This window comes from Bradyrhizobium sp., from assembly GCF_030693485.1.
Lineage (GTDB): Bacteria > Pseudomonadota > Alphaproteobacteria > Rhizobiales > Xanthobacteraceae > Bradyrhizobium.
Window position 1 is genome coordinate 1 of sequence record NZ_JAUYAN010000307.1, and the last position, 18,707, is coordinate 18,707.

The 18,707-nt window shown below is 64.3% G+C and carries 16 protein-coding genes; 13 read left to right on the forward strand and 3 right to left on the reverse strand.

Translation table 11 applies throughout. From position 1 onward, the window contains the following. Nucleotides 1-1,278, forward strand: a 1,278-nt coding sequence (locus Q8N40_RS22355) for a bifunctional aldolase/short-chain dehydrogenase (RefSeq protein WP_305713347.1), incomplete at its 5' end; no start/stop codon positions are given. Between the two features lie 45 nt (nucleotides 1,279-1,323). Here Q8N40_RS22355 and Q8N40_RS22360 read toward each other — a convergent pair. Next, entirely contained in the window at nucleotides 1,324-1,959 is a 636-nt protein-coding gene (locus tag Q8N40_RS22360; protein ID WP_305713348.1) for an HAD-IA family hydrolase, read from the reverse strand. Between the two features lie 148 nt (nucleotides 1,960-2,107). Between Q8N40_RS22360 and Q8N40_RS22365 the strand changes: the two genes are divergently transcribed. The 3 genes from Q8N40_RS22365 to Q8N40_RS22375 all read left to right on the forward strand — a co-directional run bounded on the left by Q8N40_RS22365 (nucleotide 2,108) and on the right by Q8N40_RS22375 (nucleotide 5,429). After that, a complete protein-coding gene (locus Q8N40_RS22365) occupies nucleotides 2,108-3,046 on the forward strand; it encodes a hypothetical protein (protein WP_305713349.1) in 939 nt (312 codons plus the stop codon). Nucleotides 3,047-3,057: 11 nt separating this feature from the next. Continuing rightward, a complete protein-coding gene (locus Q8N40_RS22370) occupies nucleotides 3,058-3,816 on the forward strand; it encodes a trypsin-like serine protease (protein WP_305319353.1) in 759 nt (252 codons plus the stop codon). Between the two features lie 101 nt (nucleotides 3,817-3,917). Further along, complete coding sequence (locus tag Q8N40_RS22375) at nucleotides 3,918-5,429, forward strand: NAD(P)/FAD-dependent oxidoreductase (RefSeq protein WP_305713350.1); 1,512 nt, start codon at nucleotides 3,918-3,920, stop codon at nucleotides 5,427-5,429. A gap of 141 nt (nucleotides 5,430-5,570) precedes the next feature. Here the strand turns inward: Q8N40_RS22375 and Q8N40_RS22380 are convergent, their stop codons facing one another. After that, entirely contained in the window at nucleotides 5,571-7,151 is a 1,581-nt protein-coding gene (locus Q8N40_RS22380) for a long-chain fatty acid--CoA ligase (protein ID WP_305713351.1), read from the reverse strand. Between the two features lie 365 nt (nucleotides 7,152-7,516). Here Q8N40_RS22380 and Q8N40_RS22385 point away from each other — a divergent pair, with 365 nt between their 5' ends. The 3 genes from Q8N40_RS22385 to Q8N40_RS22395 all read left to right on the forward strand — a co-directional run bounded on the left by Q8N40_RS22385 (nucleotide 7,517) and on the right by Q8N40_RS22395 (nucleotide 11,264). Continuing rightward, nucleotides 7,517-8,653, forward strand: a complete 1,137-nt coding sequence (locus Q8N40_RS22385) for an acyl-CoA dehydrogenase family protein (protein ID WP_305713358.1) — start codon at nucleotides 7,517-7,519, stop codon at nucleotides 8,651-8,653. A 175-nt stretch (nucleotides 8,654-8,828) separates the two neighbouring features. Beyond that, complete coding sequence (locus Q8N40_RS22390) at nucleotides 8,829-9,986, forward strand: acyl-CoA dehydrogenase family protein (RefSeq protein WP_305713352.1); 1,158 nt, start codon at nucleotides 8,829-8,831, stop codon at nucleotides 9,984-9,986. Between the two features lie 66 nt (nucleotides 9,987-10,052). Beyond that, on the forward strand, nucleotides 10,053-11,264 hold the full coding sequence (locus Q8N40_RS22395; protein ID WP_305713353.1) for an acyl-CoA dehydrogenase family protein: 1,212 nt from the start codon (nucleotides 10,053-10,055) through the stop codon (nucleotides 11,262-11,264). Nucleotides 11,265-11,457: 193 nt separating this feature from the next. Here the strand turns inward: Q8N40_RS22395 and Q8N40_RS22400 are convergent, their stop codons facing one another. Continuing rightward, complete coding sequence (locus tag Q8N40_RS22400) at nucleotides 11,458-12,669, reverse strand: acyl-CoA dehydrogenase family protein (RefSeq protein WP_305713354.1); 1,212 nt, start codon at nucleotides 12,667-12,669, stop codon at nucleotides 11,458-11,460. A 277-nt stretch (nucleotides 12,670-12,946) separates the two neighbouring features. Between Q8N40_RS22400 and Q8N40_RS22405 the strand changes: the two genes are divergently transcribed. From Q8N40_RS22405 to Q8N40_RS22430, 6 genes are all read left to right on the forward strand, one after another. Next, the gene (locus tag Q8N40_RS22405) at nucleotides 12,947-13,597 is read left to right on the forward strand and encodes a glutathione S-transferase family protein (protein WP_305318316.1); all 651 of its coding nucleotides are present in this window, start codon (nucleotides 12,947-12,949) and stop codon (nucleotides 13,595-13,597) included. Between the two features lie 159 nt (nucleotides 13,598-13,756). Next, nucleotides 13,757-14,578 (forward strand): AraC family transcriptional regulator, encoded by an 822-nt coding sequence (locus Q8N40_RS22410; protein ID WP_305713355.1) that lies wholly within the window; start codon nucleotides 13,757-13,759, stop codon nucleotides 14,576-14,578. 134 nt (nucleotides 14,579-14,712) lie between these two features. Next, nucleotides 14,713-15,579, forward strand: a complete 867-nt coding sequence (locus Q8N40_RS22415; RefSeq protein WP_305713356.1) for a 3-keto-5-aminohexanoate cleavage protein — start codon at nucleotides 14,713-14,715, stop codon at nucleotides 15,577-15,579. Nucleotides 15,580-15,681: 102 nt separating this feature from the next. Further along, the gene (locus tag Q8N40_RS22420; RefSeq protein ID WP_305713359.1) at nucleotides 15,682-16,602 is read left to right on the forward strand and encodes a tripartite tricarboxylate transporter substrate binding protein; all 921 of its coding nucleotides are present in this window, start codon (nucleotides 15,682-15,684) and stop codon (nucleotides 16,600-16,602) included. A 69-nt stretch (nucleotides 16,603-16,671) separates the two neighbouring features. Next, nucleotides 16,672-18,288 carry an acyl-CoA carboxylase subunit beta gene (locus tag Q8N40_RS22425; RefSeq protein ID WP_305713357.1) on the forward strand — a complete coding sequence of 539 codons (1,617 nt, stop codon included), beginning with the start codon at nucleotides 16,672-16,674 and terminating at the stop codon, nucleotides 18,286-18,288. 8 nt (nucleotides 18,289-18,296) lie between these two features. Further along, nucleotides 18,297-18,707 (forward strand): biotin carboxylase N-terminal domain-containing protein (locus Q8N40_RS22430; protein WP_305713360.1); only part of this gene is annotated, 411 nt, incomplete at its 3' end.

Here is an 18,707-nt window from a genome sequence, read left to right on the forward strand (position 1 = left end):
GACGGCAAGAGCGACGGCGCATGGAAGCGCTTTGTGCTGGATTTTCGCGGTGGCGACGCCGTGATGAATTTCGTCAACGGCACGGAAGTGGCGCGCTATGGCCAGGCCGGCGTGGTGACACCGGATCACAACATTCGCATCAAGAACAAGCCGCTCGTGGTCGCCGCGCCCGAAGCCGGCGACCTCGCCGGCTTTGGAAAAGTGGTCCGCAATGCGGTCGCGGCCTATGGCGCAACCTACAAGGACTACTTTGCCCGCAACAACGCCCGCGTCGGCGGGATCAAGTCCATGCTCGATCCCTCGCCCCGCGTGGTGCTGGTGCCGGGCGTCGGCCTGTTCGGCCTCGGGCGCAGCAAGAAGGACGCGCGCGTCGCCGCTGATCTGGCCGAGGCCGCGATTGCCACCATCACCGACGCGGAAGCGGTCGGCCGTTTCGAGCCGCTGCCGGAAGCCGATCTGTTCGACGTCGAATACTGGTCGCTGGAGCAGGCGAAGCTGGGCGGCGCCAGGGAGTTGCCGCTGGCAGGGCAGGTTGTCGCCATCACCGGCGCTGCGGGCGCCATCGGGTTTGCAACGGCAAAAGCGTTTGCGGCGGCCGGCGCCGAAGTTGCCTTGCTCGATGTCGACGAGGCTGCCGCCCAGGCGAAGGCCAGGGCGATCGGCGGCGCCGCGCTTGGGATCAGGTGCGACGTCACCGACGCCGCATCGGTGCGGGAGGCATTTGCGCAAGTCGCCTGCGTGTTCGGCGGGGTCGACATATCCATCTCGAATGCCGGCGCGGCCTGGCAGGGGCGGATCGGCGAGGTCGACGAGGCGGTGCTGCGCGAGAGTTTTGAATTGAATTTCTACGGCCACCAGCGCGTGGCGCAGGCCGCAGTCAGAATCATGCGGGCGCAGGGCACGGGCGGCTGCCTGCTGTTCAATGTGTCCAAGCAGGCCGTCAATCCCGGTCCCGATTTCGGCCCCTATGGGTTGCCGAAGGCGGCGACCTTGTTTCTGGTGCGGCAATACGCGCTCGACTACGGCAATGAGGGCATTCGCGCCAATGCCGTCAATGCCGACCGGATTCGCTCCGGGCTGTTGACCGAAGAGATGATCGCGTCGCGCTCCAGGCTTCGGGGTATGAGCGAGCAAGCCTATATGCGCGGCAATCTGCTCGGCCGCGAAGTGGCCGCCGAGGATGTCGCGCAGGCCTTCCTGGCGCAGGCGCTGGCGCTGAAGACCACGGCCGACGTCACCACCGTCGATGGCGGCAACATCGCCGCCGCGCTGCGGTGACGGCCAGCATGGGTTCAACACCGGCCCGCGCAGGCGCGCAAGGGCTCATCGCAGTACCAACCCGGTCGCCGCTTCGAGTTCGATGATGGCCTGCGGCACATTGACGACCTTGATCGTGGTCATGCCCATGTCGCGCGCCGGTTTGAGGTTGACGCCGAGATCATCGAGATAGACGCATCGCCTGGGATCGACGCCGAGCTTTTCCACCATCAGCCGATAGATGCGGGGATCGGGCTTGCGCAGGCCGATTTTCGCGGACTCGATGATGTGATCGAACAGCGCCATTACCTCGGCGACATAGAGCGAGCGGCCGCTGTGGCTGCCGATGGCATTGGCGGGCAGATTGTTGGTGATGCAGCCGGTCCTGAACCGGGCCTTCACCCGCGTCAGCGCTTCGACCATTTCAGGACGCAGATCGCCCGACAGCAGCGGCAATACCTCGCGGCCGCGAACCTCCGCGCCCAGCGCCTCCGATTCCGCGGCGAACAATTTGTCGAAGGTTTCGATGTCCACTTCGGCACGCTCGAATTTCGCCCAGGCGTTTTCGAGATGGTTGGCTGCGTTGGTGCGCCGGATGATATCGGCGGGCAGCCCGCGCTCGGTCTCGAAACGCGCAAACGCCTCGAACGGCGAGGTGGTGAGCACGCCGCCGAAATCCCAGATTACTGCCTCTATCATCATTCCCCGCCTGTGCGAATGCCACCTGGAAAACGGCTAACACGGTGTCCGGGCGAGGGCCAGCCCGTCGGCGGTGTGGCCGCCTCGTGCAATTTGGAGCCGCGCGCGCCTTCCTGTAAGTTGCCGCCGCTGTCCGCTCGCGAGGAACCACATGAAAGCCTTTGACACCGCCATTGCGGAGACCTCCGAGGCCATCGCCGGGCCGTGGCGCCGGCCGCATCAGATGCTGCACACGCAGGTCTATGATTCCCATGCCTCGATCCATGACGATGCGACGGCGCAGAAACTGGGATTTCAGGGCGGCACCATCGAAGGGCCGACGCATTTCAGCCAGTTCGCGCCGCTCTGCGCCAGCGTATGGGGCGATGCGTGGTTCGAGACCGGATGCATCTCCGCGCATTACCGCAACCCATCCTTCGCGGGCGAGGAGGTGCAAGCCATCATGGCCAGGCCAGCCGCGGGCGCGAGGCAATGCGCGATCCAGATGGTGAAGCGTGACGGCACTGAGGTGCTGCGCGGCACGGCCTCCGTCGGTTCCGACAAGACTCCGACTGCGCTAGATCAGCGCCTGACCGAGTTGAAGCCGCTGGCCGATCCGGTGATCCTGCGCGACATCAAGGTCGGGATGAGAACCGGCCGCCAGACTGTCCGGATGGATCTCGACCAGAACATGGGCGAACTCTATCCGTTCTCGCTCGCCGACAAGCTCAAGGTGATCACCGAGCCGAGCCCGTTCTACGCCGACGCCGGCAACCCCTGGGGCCGTCAGATCATTCCGATCGAGATGCTCAGCGTGCTGTTCCAATACATGGCCAGGGAGGATCGCCTGCCGGTCAGGGGGCCGGCGGTCGGCCTGTTTGCCGATCAGGAAATCCGTCTGCTGCGGGGACCGCTGTTCGCGGGTGAGGACTATCAGACCGAGCGGGAAGTGGTCGCCTTGAGCGGCAGCCGCCGAACCGAAAGCCTTTGGGTGCGAACGACAGTTTTTGCTTCGGACAATTTGCCGGTCGCCACCATGTTGCTCAACCTCGCCAGCATCAAGGATTCCTACGCATCCTATGGCCAGGAACATGCCGAGCTCTACGCGTGACGGGTGCTGCGATGACGCTTCTGTCGCGAATGATCGCGAGCCTGGCGCTGCTTGCGACGCCTGCCCATGCGATCGTCGGTGGCGGCGCGCCGTCGTCCGATGGTGTCGGCCGTTCCGTCGTCACCATCGTCGGCTCGCGCGGCAACTTCTGTACCGGCGCATTGATTGCGCCAAAGCTGGTGCTGACCGCGGCGCATTGCGTGCAGCCCGGGGCATCGTACAAGATCGTCGAATATGGCGCGGACCGGCAGCCGCAGCTGCAGGACGTGAGCACCGTCGTGATCCATCCCGGCTTCAACATGCAGGCGATGGCCGCGCACCGCGCCACCGCCGATGTCGCGCTGCTGCGGCTCGATGCTCCGCTCAAGGGCAAGGTTGCATCGGTCGTCGGCGCGCCGCAGATTCCTGTCATTCCTGGCAGCCGCTTCACCATCGCCGGTATCGGCGTCACCGTCCGCGGTGACGGCAAGAGCGGCGGCACCATTCGTGTCGCGGGTCTCATCGCTACCGGCAAGCCCGGCACGCTGCAAATTCGCCTCGTCGATCCCGTGAGCCGGGGCTCGAGCGACGGGCTCGGCGCCTGCACCGGTGATTCCGGCGGCCCGGCTTTCGAGGACAGGCCAGGTGGCCCTGTCATCGTCGGCGTCGTCAGCTGGTCGACAGGGCCGAACGGCGCCGCCGGCTGCGGAGGCATGACCGGCGTGACGCCGCTGACGCTGTACCGCGACTGGATCCTGCAGACCGCGCGGCAATGGGGTTCTGCGTTGTGAGTTTGACGCAGCTCAAGGACGCCACCGCCTTGTTTGTTCGATGATTGGCGGCTAGAAAATTTCAGGCAACGGCTCATCGGTTCAAACAAAGATTTAAACGCATGAACATCACCGCGCCCCTCCGCTCGATGACCGCCGCACAGGCGGTCGAGCATTTCGACGTCCTGATCGTCGGTGCCGGCATCTCTGGCGTCGGCAGTGCCTATCACCTGACCAAACAACTGCCGGGCACCACATTTGTCGTGCTGGAAGAGCAGGAGACCTTTGGCGGGACCTGGTGGACCCATAAATATCCCGGCATCCGCTCCGACAGCGACCTGCACACGTTCGGCTACAGCTTCAAGCCGTGGACCGGCCCGCCGATCGCAACCGCCGCGGAAATCCGCGCCTATATGGGCGAGGTGATCGACGAGAACGATCTCGCCAGACACATCCGCTACCGCCACCGCATCAACGCGGCGAGCTGGTCCAGCGAGACCAGGCTGTGGACCATCGAGGCGGTCGATCGGGGCAGTGGTGAGGCGCGAACCTTCACCGCGAATTTTCTCTGGATGTGTCAGGGCTATTACCGCCATTCCGAGGGCTACACGCCGGAATGGAAGGGAATGGAAGACTTCAAGGGCCGCATCGTTCATCCGCAGCGCTGGCCGGAAGATCTCAGCACCGAAGGCAAGCGGATCGTCGTGATCGGCTCCGGTGCGACCGCGGCGACGCTGATCCCGAACATCGCGGGTCAGTGCGAGCATGTCACCATGCTGCAGCGCTCGCCGACCTATTTCCGCACCGGCCGCAACGCCATCGAGCTGGCCGAGGAGTTGCGGCGGCTGCAGGTCAAGGAGGAATGGATCCACGAGATCGTGCGCCGCAAGATCCTGTTCGAGCAGGATCTGTTCACCCGCCGCTCGTTCACCGAGCCGGAGAAGGTGAAGCAGGAATTGCTCGGCGGCATTCGCGCCGCACTCGGTCCCGGCCACGAGGAGATCGTCGAGAAGCATTTCACCCCGAGCTACCGGCCGTGGCGGCAGCGTATCGCCTTCGTGCCGGATGCCGACCTGTTCGAGGCGGTCAAGAGCGGCAAGGCCTCCGTCGTCACCGACGCGATCGACCGTTTCACGAATGACGGCATTCTGCTGAAATCCGGCGAGACGTTGAAAGCCGACATCATCATCACCGCGACCGGGTTCAACCTCAATGTACTCGGCGACATCGCCTTCGAGATCGACGGCAAGTCGCTCGATTTCGCCGATACCGTCACCTATCGCGGCATGATGTTCACCGGCATCCCGAACATGGCCTGGGTGTTCGGATATTTCCGCGCCAGCTGGACGCTGCGCACCGATCTGGTGGCCGACTTCGTTTGCCGCTTGCTCGCCCATATGAAGGCGAAGGGCGCGAGGAAAGTCGTGACTGCGCTGCGGCCGCAGGAAGGCAACATGCCGCTGCATGCCTGGATCGATCCGGAGAATTTCAATCCGGGCTATCTGATGCGCGACATGCATTTGTTGCCGAAGCGCGGCGACACACCGGAATGGCAGCACAGCCAGGACTACTGGGCCGAGAAGGACCAGTTTCCGGCGATCGACCTCGACGAGGCGACGTTCGTGTATGATTGAGTTTGCTCCGGTCTTCACCCTCCCCTGGAGGGGGAGGGTCGGCTCGCATTGAGCGCAGTGAAATGCGAGACGGGGTGGGGTGATCTTTCAACTTGGGCACCGCTTCAGGTGAGAGACCGTCACCCCACCCCGCCGCTCATTTCATTCGCGTCGACCCTTCCCCTCCAGGGGAGGGTAAGAGACGGCGGCCTTGTCCGTTACCTTCTCCGCGCCAAAATCCTTCCGCAAGGTCGGCTTGTGGATCTTGCCGGTGGCATTGCGCGGCAGTGCGGCGATGAATTTTATCAGCCGCGGTCGCTTGAAGCGCGCCAGATTGGCCTCGCAATGAGCGTGGATCTCCGCCTCGGTAATGCTGTGGCCGGGCTTGACCGCGACGATCGCCATCCCGGTCTCGCCCCATTGCTCGCTGGGAATACCGATCACGGCGGCCTCGGCGATCGCGGCGAGCTGGTGCAGCACGTTCTCGACCTCGGCCGGATAGACGTTCTCGCCACCGGAAATGTACATGTCCTTCCAGCGGTCGACGATGTAGTAGAATCCTTCATCGTCGATTCTGGCGGCGTCGCCGGTGTGCAGCCAGCCGTCGGTGAACGACGATTTGTTGGCGTCCGGCCGGTTCCAGTAGCCCGGCGTGATGTTCGGCCCCTTCACCCATAATTCGCCGAGTTCGCCGACGCCGGCATCTGCCCCGTCGGGCCGGACAATCCGCACTTCGGTGTGCAGCACCGGCTTGCCAGACGAGCCGGCCTTGCGCGCCGCGTCCTCCTTGTCGAGCGTCAGCACCGCGGGGCTGGTCTCGGTCATGCCATAGCCCTGCTGCAGTGCTACGCCGCGTCCCTCCCACACTTTCAATAGCGGCACCGGCATCGGCGCGCCGCCGACGCCGCCGATCACGAGGCGGCTGAAATCCGCTCCGGCGAACGAAGGATGCTGCGCCATGAACTGGTAGATCGAGGGCACGCCGAAGAACTGGTTGATGCCGCGCGCGGGATCGCTGATCAGCTGCAGCGCCGCGCCCGGATCGAACGCGCGCATGATCAGCACGGTGCCGCCGGCATGCAGCACCGGATTGGTGTAGCAGTTGAGCCCTCCGGTGTGAAACAACGGCAGCACGGTGAGCAGTACCGTCGCTGGCGAGATGTAGGCGGGGCCGCCGAGATTGACGCAATTCCAGAACGTCATGCCGTGGGTGATGATGGCGCCCTTGGGCTGGCCCGTGGTGCCCGAGGTGTACATGATCGTGGACATGTCATCGAGCGTGACGATTTCGGTCCGGTCGAGCGGCGGTGCCGCCGCGATCGCGGCTTCGTAGGAACCGCCGGGTCCCAGCAGCAGGGTGGACGCGACGTTGCACAGCCCGGCGACCGACAGCGCGACCTCGGACAGTTCGGAATCGTGGATCATCAGCACGGGTGCGGCGTCGCCGACGATGTAGTGCAGCTCGGGCACGGTGAGCCGGGTGTTGAGCGGCAGGAACACCGCGCCGATCCGCCCGCATGCGAACTGCACCTCCAGCGTATCGGTCGTATTCAGCGCCAGCACCGCTACCCGGTCGCCGCGGTTGACCTTGAGCCGGTCACGCAGATGCGCGGCCAGCCGCGAGATCCGGCTGTCGAATTGCGCGTAACTGAACTCGCGCCCGCTGCCGAGATCGACCACCGCCGGCTTGTCCGGCGTGCGGCGGCCGAAATGGGCGATCCAGTCGTAATGGCGAACCGGCAAGGCTTCCTCCAGGGGTATCGCGGTCTGGCGCCGCGTGACGTTCAGTTGGCGAGCGTACCGGAATATTGTCTTGCGTCGAGTGGCTGGGGTAGGGTGTGGCCACCGCTCTCTAAACGTCGTCCCTGCGAACGCAGGGACCCATAATCCCGGTCGTCTGTTGTTGCAGAAGGTATCTCATACCTGCTTTTCCCCGATGGGCCGCGGTGTATGGGTCCCTGCGTTCGCAGGAACGACGGATGAAAGATTTCGTTTTCAACACCAGCGTCGGGGTGCGCCGGACGGCGGTCAGCCAGCTACTCGACGCAAGTTGGCGCGGCCGTTTCCGGCGCATCCTGCGCCCCAACAGAATCACGGGAGCGAAACGGATGGCGAGCCCATTCTACACCGCCGAACACGAAGCCTATCGCGACGTGGTGCGCCGCTTCGTCGAGAAGGAAATCGAGCCATTCGCCCATGAATGGGACGAGGCGGGCGGGTTTCCGCGCGAACTCTATGAAAAGGCTGCCGCCATCGGGCTGCTCGGCCTCGGCTTTCCCGAGCAGTATGGCGGCACCGAGGTCGACAATTTCATGTGGATCGTCGCGGTGCAGGAACTGGCGCGGGCCGGCGCCGGCGGGGTTTCCGCCAGCCTGAAGAGCAACTCGATCGGCGCGCCGCCGATCGCGCGGGCCGGCACGCCTGAATTCAAGGCGCGGGTGCTGCCGGAAATCCTGTCGGGCAAGAAAATCTCGGCGCTGGCGATCACCGAGCCGAGCGGCGGCTCCGACGTCGCGAATTTGCGCACCTCGGCGCGGCGCGATGGCGACCATTATGTCGTCAACGGCGAGAAGACGTTTATCACCTCGGGCATGCGGGCGGATTACATCACCACGGCGGTGCGCACCGGCGGTGCCGGACCCGGCGGCGTCAGTCTCTTGGTGATCGAGGGCGACACGCCCGGCCTGTCACGCACTTCCCTCAAGAAGATGGGCTGGTGGGCCTCGGACACCGCGACGCTGCATTTCGATGATTGCCGCGTTCCCGCAGGCAATCTGCTCGGCGAGGAGGGCGCGGGTTTCAAGATCATCATGCATAATTTCAACAGCGAGCGGCTGACCATGGCGGCCGGCTGCACCGCGGCGGCGCGGGTCTGCCTCGACGAGGCGACGGCCTATGCCAAGCAGCGCCACACCTTCGGCAAGCCGCTGGCGCAGCATCAGGTCATCCGGCACAAGCTGGTCGACATGGCGCAGAAGGTGGCGGCGTCCCAGGCGATGCTGGAAATGCTGGCGTGGCGGCTCGACCATGGCGAAAGCCCGGTCGCCGAGATCTGCATGCTGAAGAACCAGGCCACGCAGACCATGGCGTTCTGCGCCTCCGAGGCGGTGCAGATTTTCGGCGGCGCCGGCTTCATGCGCGGCATCAAGGTCGAGCGCATCTACCGCGAGGTCAAGGTCAACGCCATCGGCGGCGGCAGCGAGGAGATCATGAAGGACCTGGCCTCAAGGCAGATGGGGCTGTGAATCTTGCTTACCCTCCCCTGGTGGGGGTGGGTCGCCCGCGCAGCGGGCGGGGTGGGGTGACGGGCTCTCAACTTGCGCACCGTTCGAGGCGAGAGACCGTCACCCCACCCCGCCGCTCATTTCATTCGCGTCGACCCTCCCCCTCCAGGGGAGGGTAATTGGAGCCCGATACCACATGCTCTTCACCGCAGACCACGAAGACGCCCGCAACACGCTGCAAAAGTTCATCGCGACGGAAATCAATCCCTTCGTCGATGAATGGGAGAAGGCCGAACAGTTCCCCTCGCACGAGCTGTTCAAGAAGCTCGGCGGCCTCGGCTTTCTCGGCCTCAACAAGCCCGTCGAGTTCGGCGGCCAGGGGCTGGATTACAGCTATGCGCTGATGATGGCGGAAGAGCTCGGCGCGATTCATTGCGGCGGGGTGCCGATGGCGATCGGGGTGCAGACCGACATGGCGACACCGGCGCTGGCGCGGTTCGGATCGGATGAAGTGCGCCGCGAGTTTCTGGCGCCCGCGATATCGGGCGACGCGGTCGCGTGTATCGGCGTGTCGGAGCCGGGCGCGGGCTCCGATGTCGCCTCGATCAAGACCAGCGCGCGTTCCGATGGCGACGACTACGTCATCAATGGCGGCAAGATGTGGATCACCAACGGCGTCAAGGCCGACTGGATCTGCCTGCTCGCCAACACCGGCGATGGTCCGGTGCATCGCAACAAGTCGCTGATCTGCGTGCCGATGAAGAGCAAGGGCGTCGAGGTCGCGCGCAAACTTGACAAGATGGGGATGCGCTCGTCCGACACCGCGCAGATCTTCTTCGACGAGGTGCGGGTGCCGAAGCGCAACCGGATCGGCGAGGAAGGCATGGGCTTTACCTACCAGATGGTCCAGTTCCAGGAGGAGCGGCTGTGGGGCGCGGCGGCCTGCCTCAAGGCGCACGAATATATCATCGCCGAGACCATCGAATACACCCGCAACCGCAAGGCGTTCGGCCAGAGCATCCTCGACAATCAGATCGTCCACTTCAAGCTGGCGGAACTGCAAACCGAGGTCGAGCTGCTGCGCGCGCTGATCTACCGCGCCGCCGAGGCGCTGGTGGCCGGCGAGGACGTCACGCGCCTGGCGACCATGGCGAAACTGAAGGCCGGACGGCTTGGGCGTGAGTTGACCGATGCCTGCCTGCAATTCTGGGGCGGCATGGGCTTCATGAACGAGACGCATGTCAGCCGCGCCTATCGCGACTCCAGGCTGACCTCGATCGGCGGCGGCGCCGACGAGGTGATGCTGTCGGTGCTGTGCAAGATGATGGGCACGCTGCCCGGCGCGAAGAAATAGGGAGCTTTCTTACCCTCCCCCTCCAGGGGAGGGTAAGAGATCCCCGAGCCATGAATGGGAGCAACCATGTTCTATGAGCAGAGCCAGAAAGTCGGCGAACTGAAGCATCGCGTGCGGTCGTTCATGGACCGCCACGTCTATCCGAACGAAGTGCGGTTCTACAAGGAAGCCGAAGAACTCGGTCCCTGGAAAGTCTATCCCGTGGTTGAGGAGCTGAAGCCGAAGGCCAGGGAGGGGGGTCTCTGGAATCTGTTCCTGCCGCAGAGCGAGCACGGCGCGGGCCTTACCAATCTCGAATATGCGCCGCTGTGCGAGGTGATGGGGCGGTCGCATCTGGCGCCCGAACTGTTCAACTGTTCGGCGCCCGACACCGGCAACATGGAAGTGCTGGCGCGCTATGGCACCCGTGAGCATCAGGAGAAGTGGCTGAAGCCGCTGCTGGCCGGTGAAATCCGCTCCTGTTTTGCGATGACCGAGCCGGCCGTGGCCTCCAGCGACGCCACCAACATCGAAAGCTCGATCGTGCGCGACGGCGACGATTACGTCATCAACGGCCGCAAATGGTACACCACCAACGCCACCGACCCGCGCTGCAGGATCTGCATCTTCATGGGCAAGACCGATCCGGATAATCCGGACCGGCATCGCCAGCAGTCGATGATCCTGGTGCCGATGGACACGCCGGGCGTCAAGGTGTTGCGGCCGATCCCGGTGTTCGGCTTCTACGGCGTGCCCGACCGCGCCTCGGAAGTGGTGTTCGACAATGTCCGGGTGCCCGCCACCAACATGCTGCTCGGCGAGGGCCGCGGATTCGAGATCGCGCAGGGCCGGCTCGGCCCCGGCCGCATCCATCACTGCATGCGGCTGATCGGATTGGCCGAACGCACGCTGGAAAAAATGTGTGCGCGCACGCGTAGCCGCGTCGCCTTTGGCAGGCCGGTGTCGGAGCAGACGGTGACGCAGGAGCGCATCGCCGAATCCCGCATCATGATCGAGCAGTCGCGGCTGCTGACGCTGCATGCCGCGCACATGATGGACACCGTCGGCAACCGCGAGGCCAAGGCCGAAATCGCCATGATCAAGGTCGCGGTGCCGAACATGGCGTGCCAGGTGATCGACTGGACGATCCAGGCCCATGGCGGCGGCGGCACCAGCAATGACTTTGGGCTGGCCGCGGCCTATGCGACGGCGCGGCTGTTGCGTCTGGCCGATGGACCCGATGAGGTGCACCGCAACCAGATCGCCCGGTTGGAGTTGCGCAAGCATGGCAATGCGTAACAGTGCACTTGTCGTCGCCCGGTCAACCCATGCGATGACACCTGCTGTGATGAAGCGCTGATGGCTTCCGCGTTATTGCGGGAGCAATAGCGACGAAGCTATACTATATGTTGTACGGGGACGGGTGCAGCCAATCTAGCCCTTCTGTTCATGGGGTTGTTTTCGATATTTTGGCAGCAAGGCATCACCACCATCACCCCGCCGTCCCATATCGCTTCAACAACCCCCGTCCGAGCTGCGCCAGATGCACTTGGTCCGGCCCGTCGCCGAGCCTCATGAAGCGGGCGTACATATAGGCTTCGGCCAGAAAAGTGTCCTGCGAAACGCCGGCGGCGCCGTGAATCTGGATGGCGCGGTCGATGACGCGGGCGGCCATGCTCGGCACCACGACTTTTGCGGCGGCGATCATGTCGCGCGCGGACTTGTTGCCCTCGCGGTCCATCTTTTCCGCGGCGCGCAGCGTCAACAGCCGCGCCTGCTCGATCTCGCACCAGGAGTTTGCGATGTCCTCGCGTACCGAGCCCTGTTCGCCGAGCGCCTTGCCGAAGGCAATCCGGGATTGCGCGCGGGCGCACATCAGTTCCAGCGCGCGCTGCGCGCAGCCGATCAGCCGCATGCAGTGATGGATACGGCCCGGACCAAGCCGGCCCTGCGCGATTTCGAAACCGCGGCCCTCGCCGAGCAGGATGTTTTCCGCGGGCACCCGGACATTGTCGTAGACGATCTCGGGATGGCCGACCGGCGCCTCGTCATAGCCGAACACGCGCATGTCGCGCACGATGCGAACGCCCGGCGTGTCCCGGGGCACCAGCACCATCGACTGTTGCAGATGCTTGTTGGGATTATCGGGATCGGTCTTGCCCATCACGATCAGGATCCTGCAATCCTCGCTCATCGCGCCCGAGGTGAACCATTTGCGGCCGTTGATGACGTAGTCTCCGCCGTCGCGGCGGATGCTGCACTGGATGTTGGTGGCGTCGCTGGAGGCCACTTCGGGTTCGGTCATCGAGAAGGCCGAGCGGATCTCGCCCGCCAGCAGCGGCTCGAGCCAGCGCTTCTTCTGCTCCGGGGAGCCGTACAGCGTGAGCACTTCCATGTTGCCGGTATCGGGCGCCGAGCAATTGAAGATTTCCGACGCCCACGACACCCGCCCCATGATTTCGGCCAGCGGCGCATAGTCGAGATTGCTGATGCCCGGGCCGTGGTCGCCGGGCAGGAATAGATTCCACAGCCCCTCGGCGTGGGCGCGGCGCTTGAGGTCTTCCAGGATAGGCGGCCGGTGATGGCGATGGCCGTTCTCGACCTGCTCCTTGTAGAGATGTTCGACGGGATAGACTTCTCTATCCATGAAAGCCGACAGTCTTCCCTGAAGCTCGATCGCTTTCGGACTATGTTCAAAATCCATCGGCCTGGCCTTTGCTCGTTGCGGTGAGATTGCGCCTTGCCAGCGCACCGTCTTGTGTCGACTAGCTGATCGGCGCGTAAACGCAAGATGCTGGCGCGGATCTTGTCGAGACTGCATGCAACGAGAGCGCGCGCTGGGACGGCCAGGGCCATGTCCGGTTCGGCAGCATCATCGAGGGGCAATTCTCTGGCCGCGGCGGTCCCAAGTCAAAAGATATCGTTGCGATCGGGGCGTCGGCGTTCCAAACTGTGCTGAATCAATCAAAAGGAAACGCCGGATGATCACGCTTTATCATTGCCACGCCGCGCGGTCGTTCCGGCCGGTGTGGATGCTGGAAGAGATGGGCCTGCCCTATGAGCTGAAAATGCTGCCGTTCCCGCCGCGGGTATTTGCCAAGGAATATCTCGCGATCAATCCGCTCGGCACCATTCCGTTCATGATCGACGGCGACACCAGAATGACGGAGTCCACCGGCATCTGTCACTATCTCGGCACGCGGCACGGGCCGACGCCGCTGGTGGTCGGGGTCGACGAGCCGGCCTATGGCGCGTTCCTGAACTGGATGTACTTCAGTGACGCGACGCTGACCTTTCCGCAGACGCTGGTGCTGCGCTACGCCCAGCTCGAGCCCGAAGAACGGCGCAATCCGCAGGTGGCCGGCGACTATGCCAAGTGGTTTTTGGGACGCCTGCGGGCGGTCGAGGCCGCCACCGGGAATGCGGAGACGCTGGTCGCCGGCCGGTTTACGGCAGCCGATATCGCGATCGGCTACGCGCTGCGGCTGGCGGAAAACATCGGACTATCGAAGGATTTCGGGCCCAATGTAGCGGCCTATTGGCAGCGCCTGCAGGCGCGCGATGGCTACCAGCGGGCGGTCGCCGCCGAAACGCTGGCCGGCGATCAGCAAAAGGTCGCGCGGCGCTCCTGAGGGTTCACCGCGCTCCCCCGATACCGGCCAAATCCTGAGCATTTCCCGAACTTTATCGCGGTGACATTGGCCGCGATTTCTGTATTCTGCCGCCTGCTCCGCCAGAGAGCCCGCCTTCACGCGGCAAGAAGCAGACCTCGCTCCCGGGAGGGGATGGAAATGAATGACAGCGCGCGCCGGGAATCCGGCCATCTCATGCTGATTACGCCGGAGCGGGTGTTTTACGCCGGCTTGCTCGGCCGTCCGCGGCAACGCTGTCCCGGTGCGTTTCATGTCTATGTATCGATCGAGGCGGGTCTCTGGCTGACCACCGCCAATGGTGGCGAAAGCTATGGCGAACTGGCCATCGTGGCGCCCGGTGTGCGTCACACCATTGCCAGCGATTACCGCTCCGCGATCTGCCTCGTCATCGAGCCGGAAAGCGTTCGCGACGGCGCCTTTGCAGAGTTGGCGGCGCGGCTTTCAGGAGCCGACGCACCGTGCTTTGCGCAACGCATCCGCGCGGCCTATCGCGCGTTGCAACAGCGGCAGCATGGCGACGACATCGGCAATGCCGAATTTGACACCATGTGCTTCGGCGAGGCGCTGCCGCCACGTTCGCTCGATCCGCGCGTCATCAAATCGATTGCGCAGATCGGCCGGTTCTGCGGCGAGCCGGTGACGGCGGCAAGCTGTGCCGCGGAGGCCGGACTTTCCTCGTCGCGTTTCCTGCATCTGTTCAAGCAGGAAACCGGAATCTCGTTCCGGGCGTTCCGGGCATGGAAACGCGCGCGGCATCTGCTGCACTTCGCCAATCAGGACCTCAACCTCGCGCATCTGGCGCAGGACATCGGCTATCCCGACTCCACCCATTTCAGCCACTCGATCCGCCGGTTCTATGGATTGAAGCCCCGCGCGATTTTCTCGGGCTCGCGGGACCTCGCGATCTACCGCAGCGAAGCCGGCATGCCCGCCGCCGGATTGCGTCAGGGGCGGGCCTGACGCGATCGGAACCAGCGATAGCGCGTTGACGCAAGAAGCCGGGTGCCGCGGGCCGCATGATCCGCCGCGAATACACGGCATGCGCGCCTGCGTCGCGGGCTGAACCGATCGATGGCTGATCCAGGGGTTGATTCATGAGCGACAAGGCTGTCATCACCTGCGCGCTGAACGGCGTGCTGACCGACCCGAAGCAGCATCACGTTCCGGTCACCCCGGAGCAGATGGCGCGCGAGGCCAAAGCCGCGTTCGACGCCGGCGCCAGCGTGATGCATATCCATTTGCGCCAGCAGGGGCCGGGCAAGGGACACCTGCCGTCATGGGAAGTCGCCGTGTCGCGCGAGATCCAGCAGGCGATCCGCGAGGCCTGCCCCGGCGTCATCATCAACCACACCACGGGAACCTCAGGACCCAATTATCAGGGCGCGCTCGATTGCGTGCGCGAAACCAGGCCTGAAATGGCGGCCTGCAATGCCGGCTCGCTGAATTATCTCAAGGTAAAGGTCGACAACACCTGGGCCTGGCCGCCGATGATGTTCGATAACGCGGTCGAGAAGGTGCAGGACTATCTCGACGTCATGAAGGTCGCGAACACGATTCCCGAATTCGAATGTTTCGACGTCGGCATCGTGCGCTGTGTCGGAATGTACCGGCAGACCGGGATGTATTCAGGACCGCTGGAGTATAATTTCGTCATGGGCGTTGCCTCCGGCATGCCAGCCGATCCGGAATTGCTGCCGATCCTGCTGAAGCTGAAACTGCCGGAAGCGAACTGGCAGGTCACCGCGATCGGGCGCGCGGAAATCTGGCCGCTGCATCAGCGCTGCGCCGATCTCGGCGGTCATCTGCGCACCGGTCTGGAAGATACCTTCTATCAGCCCGACGGCGCCAAGGTGACATCGAACGGCCAGTTGATCGAGAGCATCGCGACTTGCGCGCGCAATGCCGGCCGCGCGGTCGCGAGCCCGGCCGAGGCGCGCCAGATTTTCGGAATTGGGCGCTAGATCTGCTTTAACCAGAAACAGGAGGGCATCATGAGAGCGAACTGCCACCAGTTGCGGCTGTCGTTCACCGCGCTGATCCTTGCCGCGGCCAGCATATTGTCGATGGCCCCGGCCGCCATGGCCCAGGACTATCCCTCAAAACCCGTCACGCTGATCGTTCCATGGCCTCCCGGCGGCGCCACCGATATCGCGATGCGCGCCATCGCCGAGGCGGCCGCCAGGCATCTCGGCCAGCCGATCGTGATCGACAACAAGCCCGGCGGCAGCGGCGCGATTGGCCCGGCGACGATGGCCGCCTCCGCCAAGCCGGACGGTTACACCATCTCGCAGATCCCGATTACGGTGTTCCGGCTGCCGCTGATGCAGCAGGCGTCGTGGGATGCGGAAAAGGATTTCAGCTACATCGTTCACCTCACCGGCTACACTTTCGGTGTCACCACTAATGTCGATACGCCATTCAAGAAATGGCAGGACGTGATCGATTACGCCAAGGCCAATCCTGGCAAGGTCACTTACGCCACGCCGGGTGCGGCGACGTCGCTGCACATCGGCATGGAGCAAATCGCCGCAAAGTCCGGCGTCAAGTTTACCCAGGTGCCCTTCAAGGGTAACGCCGAGTCCAACGCGGCCGTACTCGGCAATCACACGATGTTGCAGGCCGACGGCACCGGGTGGAAAGCGCTGGTAGATGCCGGCAAGCTGCGCCTGCTGATGATCTGGACCGCGCAACGGTCGAAGAACTGGCCCGACGTGCCGACCATGAAGGAACTCGGCTACCCCTTCGTATTCGACTCGCCATTCGGCATCGCCGGTCCCAAGGGGATGGATCCGAAAGTGGTCGCCAAGCTGCACGACGCCTTCAAGAAGGCGATCGAAGAGCCCGCGTTGCTCGAAAACCTGGCCAAGTACGACATGGTGGCCAACTACAAGAGCACCGAGGACTACCGGAAATTCGTCACCGAGCAGATCGAGTCCGAGCGGAAAGTGGTCGAAAGCCTCGGGCTGGGGAAGAAGGCGAATTGAAGCTGGACACCGGTGACGCATCAACTCGTCATTCCGGGGCGCATCCCGGGCCGATGAGCAGGAGAATCCATGGCCATCATTGAATCGACCATTGCTGCGGGGAGTGCTGCCTACACGGCCAACCGCGACGGCATGCTGGCGCTGATTGCGCGGATGCGCGGCCTCGAAGAGCGGGCGCGCGCGGCTTCGGCCGGCGCCAAGGACCGGTTTCACAAGCGCGGGCAGTTGCTGCCGCGCGAGCGGGTGGCGCTCGTGCTCGATCCCGGCACGCCGTTCATCGAGCTGTCGACGCTGGCCGGCTACATGTTCGACGTACCAGACGCCGACAGGAGCGTTCCCGGCGGCGGGCTGATCGCCGGCATCGGCTTCGTCGCCGGCATCCGCTGCATGGTCTCGGCCAATGATTCCGGCATCGATGCCGGAGCGCTGCAGCCCTATGGCCTCGACAAGACGCTGCGGGTGCAGGAGATGGCGCTGGAAAACAAGCTGCCCTACGTGCAGCTGGTCGAAAGCGCCGGCGCTAATTTGCTGCGCTACCGTGTCGAGGACTTTATCCGCGGCGGCAACATTTTCCGCAATCTGGCGCGGCTGTCGGCGGCAGGCCTGCCGGTGGTGACGGTGACGCACGGCTCCTCGACGGCCGGAGGCGCCTACCAGACGGGACTATCCGACTACATCGTGATGGTGCGCGGACGCACCCGCGCGTTCCTGGCCGGGCCGCCGCTGCTGAAGGCCGCGACCGGGGAAATCGCCACCGAGGAAGAACTCGGCGGCGCCGAAATGCACACCAGCATTTCCGGGCTCGGCGATTACCTCGCCGAAGACGACCGCGATGCGCTGCGGATCGCGCGCGACATCATGGGCAATCTGCAGTGGGACCGTCCGGAAGCGGACAAGGCTTCGCACCGTCCGCCACGCCATGATCCCGAAGAACTGCTCGGCATCATGCCGATGGACCACAAGCGGCCGGTCGATATGCGCCAGGCCATCGCGCGCTTCATCGACGATTCCGATTTCACCGAATTCGGTGCCAATTACGGCCCCGCCACGGTGTGCGGCCACGCCCGCATCGAGGGCCATGCGATCGGTATCATCACCAACAACGGCCCTCTCGACGTTCCCGGCGCCAACAAGGCGACGCATTTCATCCAGGCCTGCTGCCAGTCGCGCACGCCGCTGCTCTATCTCAACAACACGACAGGCTACATGGTCGGCAAGGCCTATGAAGAAGCCGGCATGATCAAGCACGGCTCCAAGATGATCCAGGCGGTGACCTCGGCCACCGTGCCGCAGATCACGATCTATTGCGGCGCCTCGTTCGGCGCCGGCAATTACGGCATGTGCGGCCGCGGCTTCCATCCGCGCTTCTGCTTCTCCTGGCCCAATGCCCGGACCGCCGTGATGGGCGGCGAACAGGCCGCCGAAACCATGGCGATCGTCACGGAGGCTGCTGCGCTGAGGCGCGGCAAGCCGATCGAGCGAGAAAAAATCGATGCCATGAAGGCACAAATCACCGGCGTGTTCGACGGCCAGATGGACGTGTTCTCGACCAGCGCCCGCGTGCTCGATGATGGCGTGATCGATCCGCGCGATACCCGCAGCGTGCTGGCGGAAGTGCTGGCGATCTGCCGCGAGGCCGAGGCGCGTAATCCCCAGCGCATGCAGTTCTCGGTCGCGCGGCCATGAAGGTGCAGATGCAGCCGACGCCGTTCTCCAAGATCCTGATCGCCAATCGCGGCGAGATCGCGTTGCGGATCATGCGCACCGCGCGCCGCCTCGGCTATGGCGTGGTCGCGGTCTATTCCGACGCCGACCGCGATGCCCTGCATGTGCGCGAGGCCGACCAAGCCATCCGCATCGGCGAGGCGCTGCCGTCGCAATCCTACCTCAAGATCGAGGCGATCATCGCGGCGGCGAAAGCCAGCGGCGCCGATGCGGTGCATCCCGGCTACGGCTTTCTCGCCGAGAATGAGGACCTTGCGCAAGCGTGCCGCGATGCCGGCCTGGTGTTCATCGGGCCGTCGTCTGATTCCATCAGGGCGATGGGCAACAAGGCAGGCGCCAAGGAGATCATGCTGGCGGCCGGCGTGCCCTGTGTGCCCGGT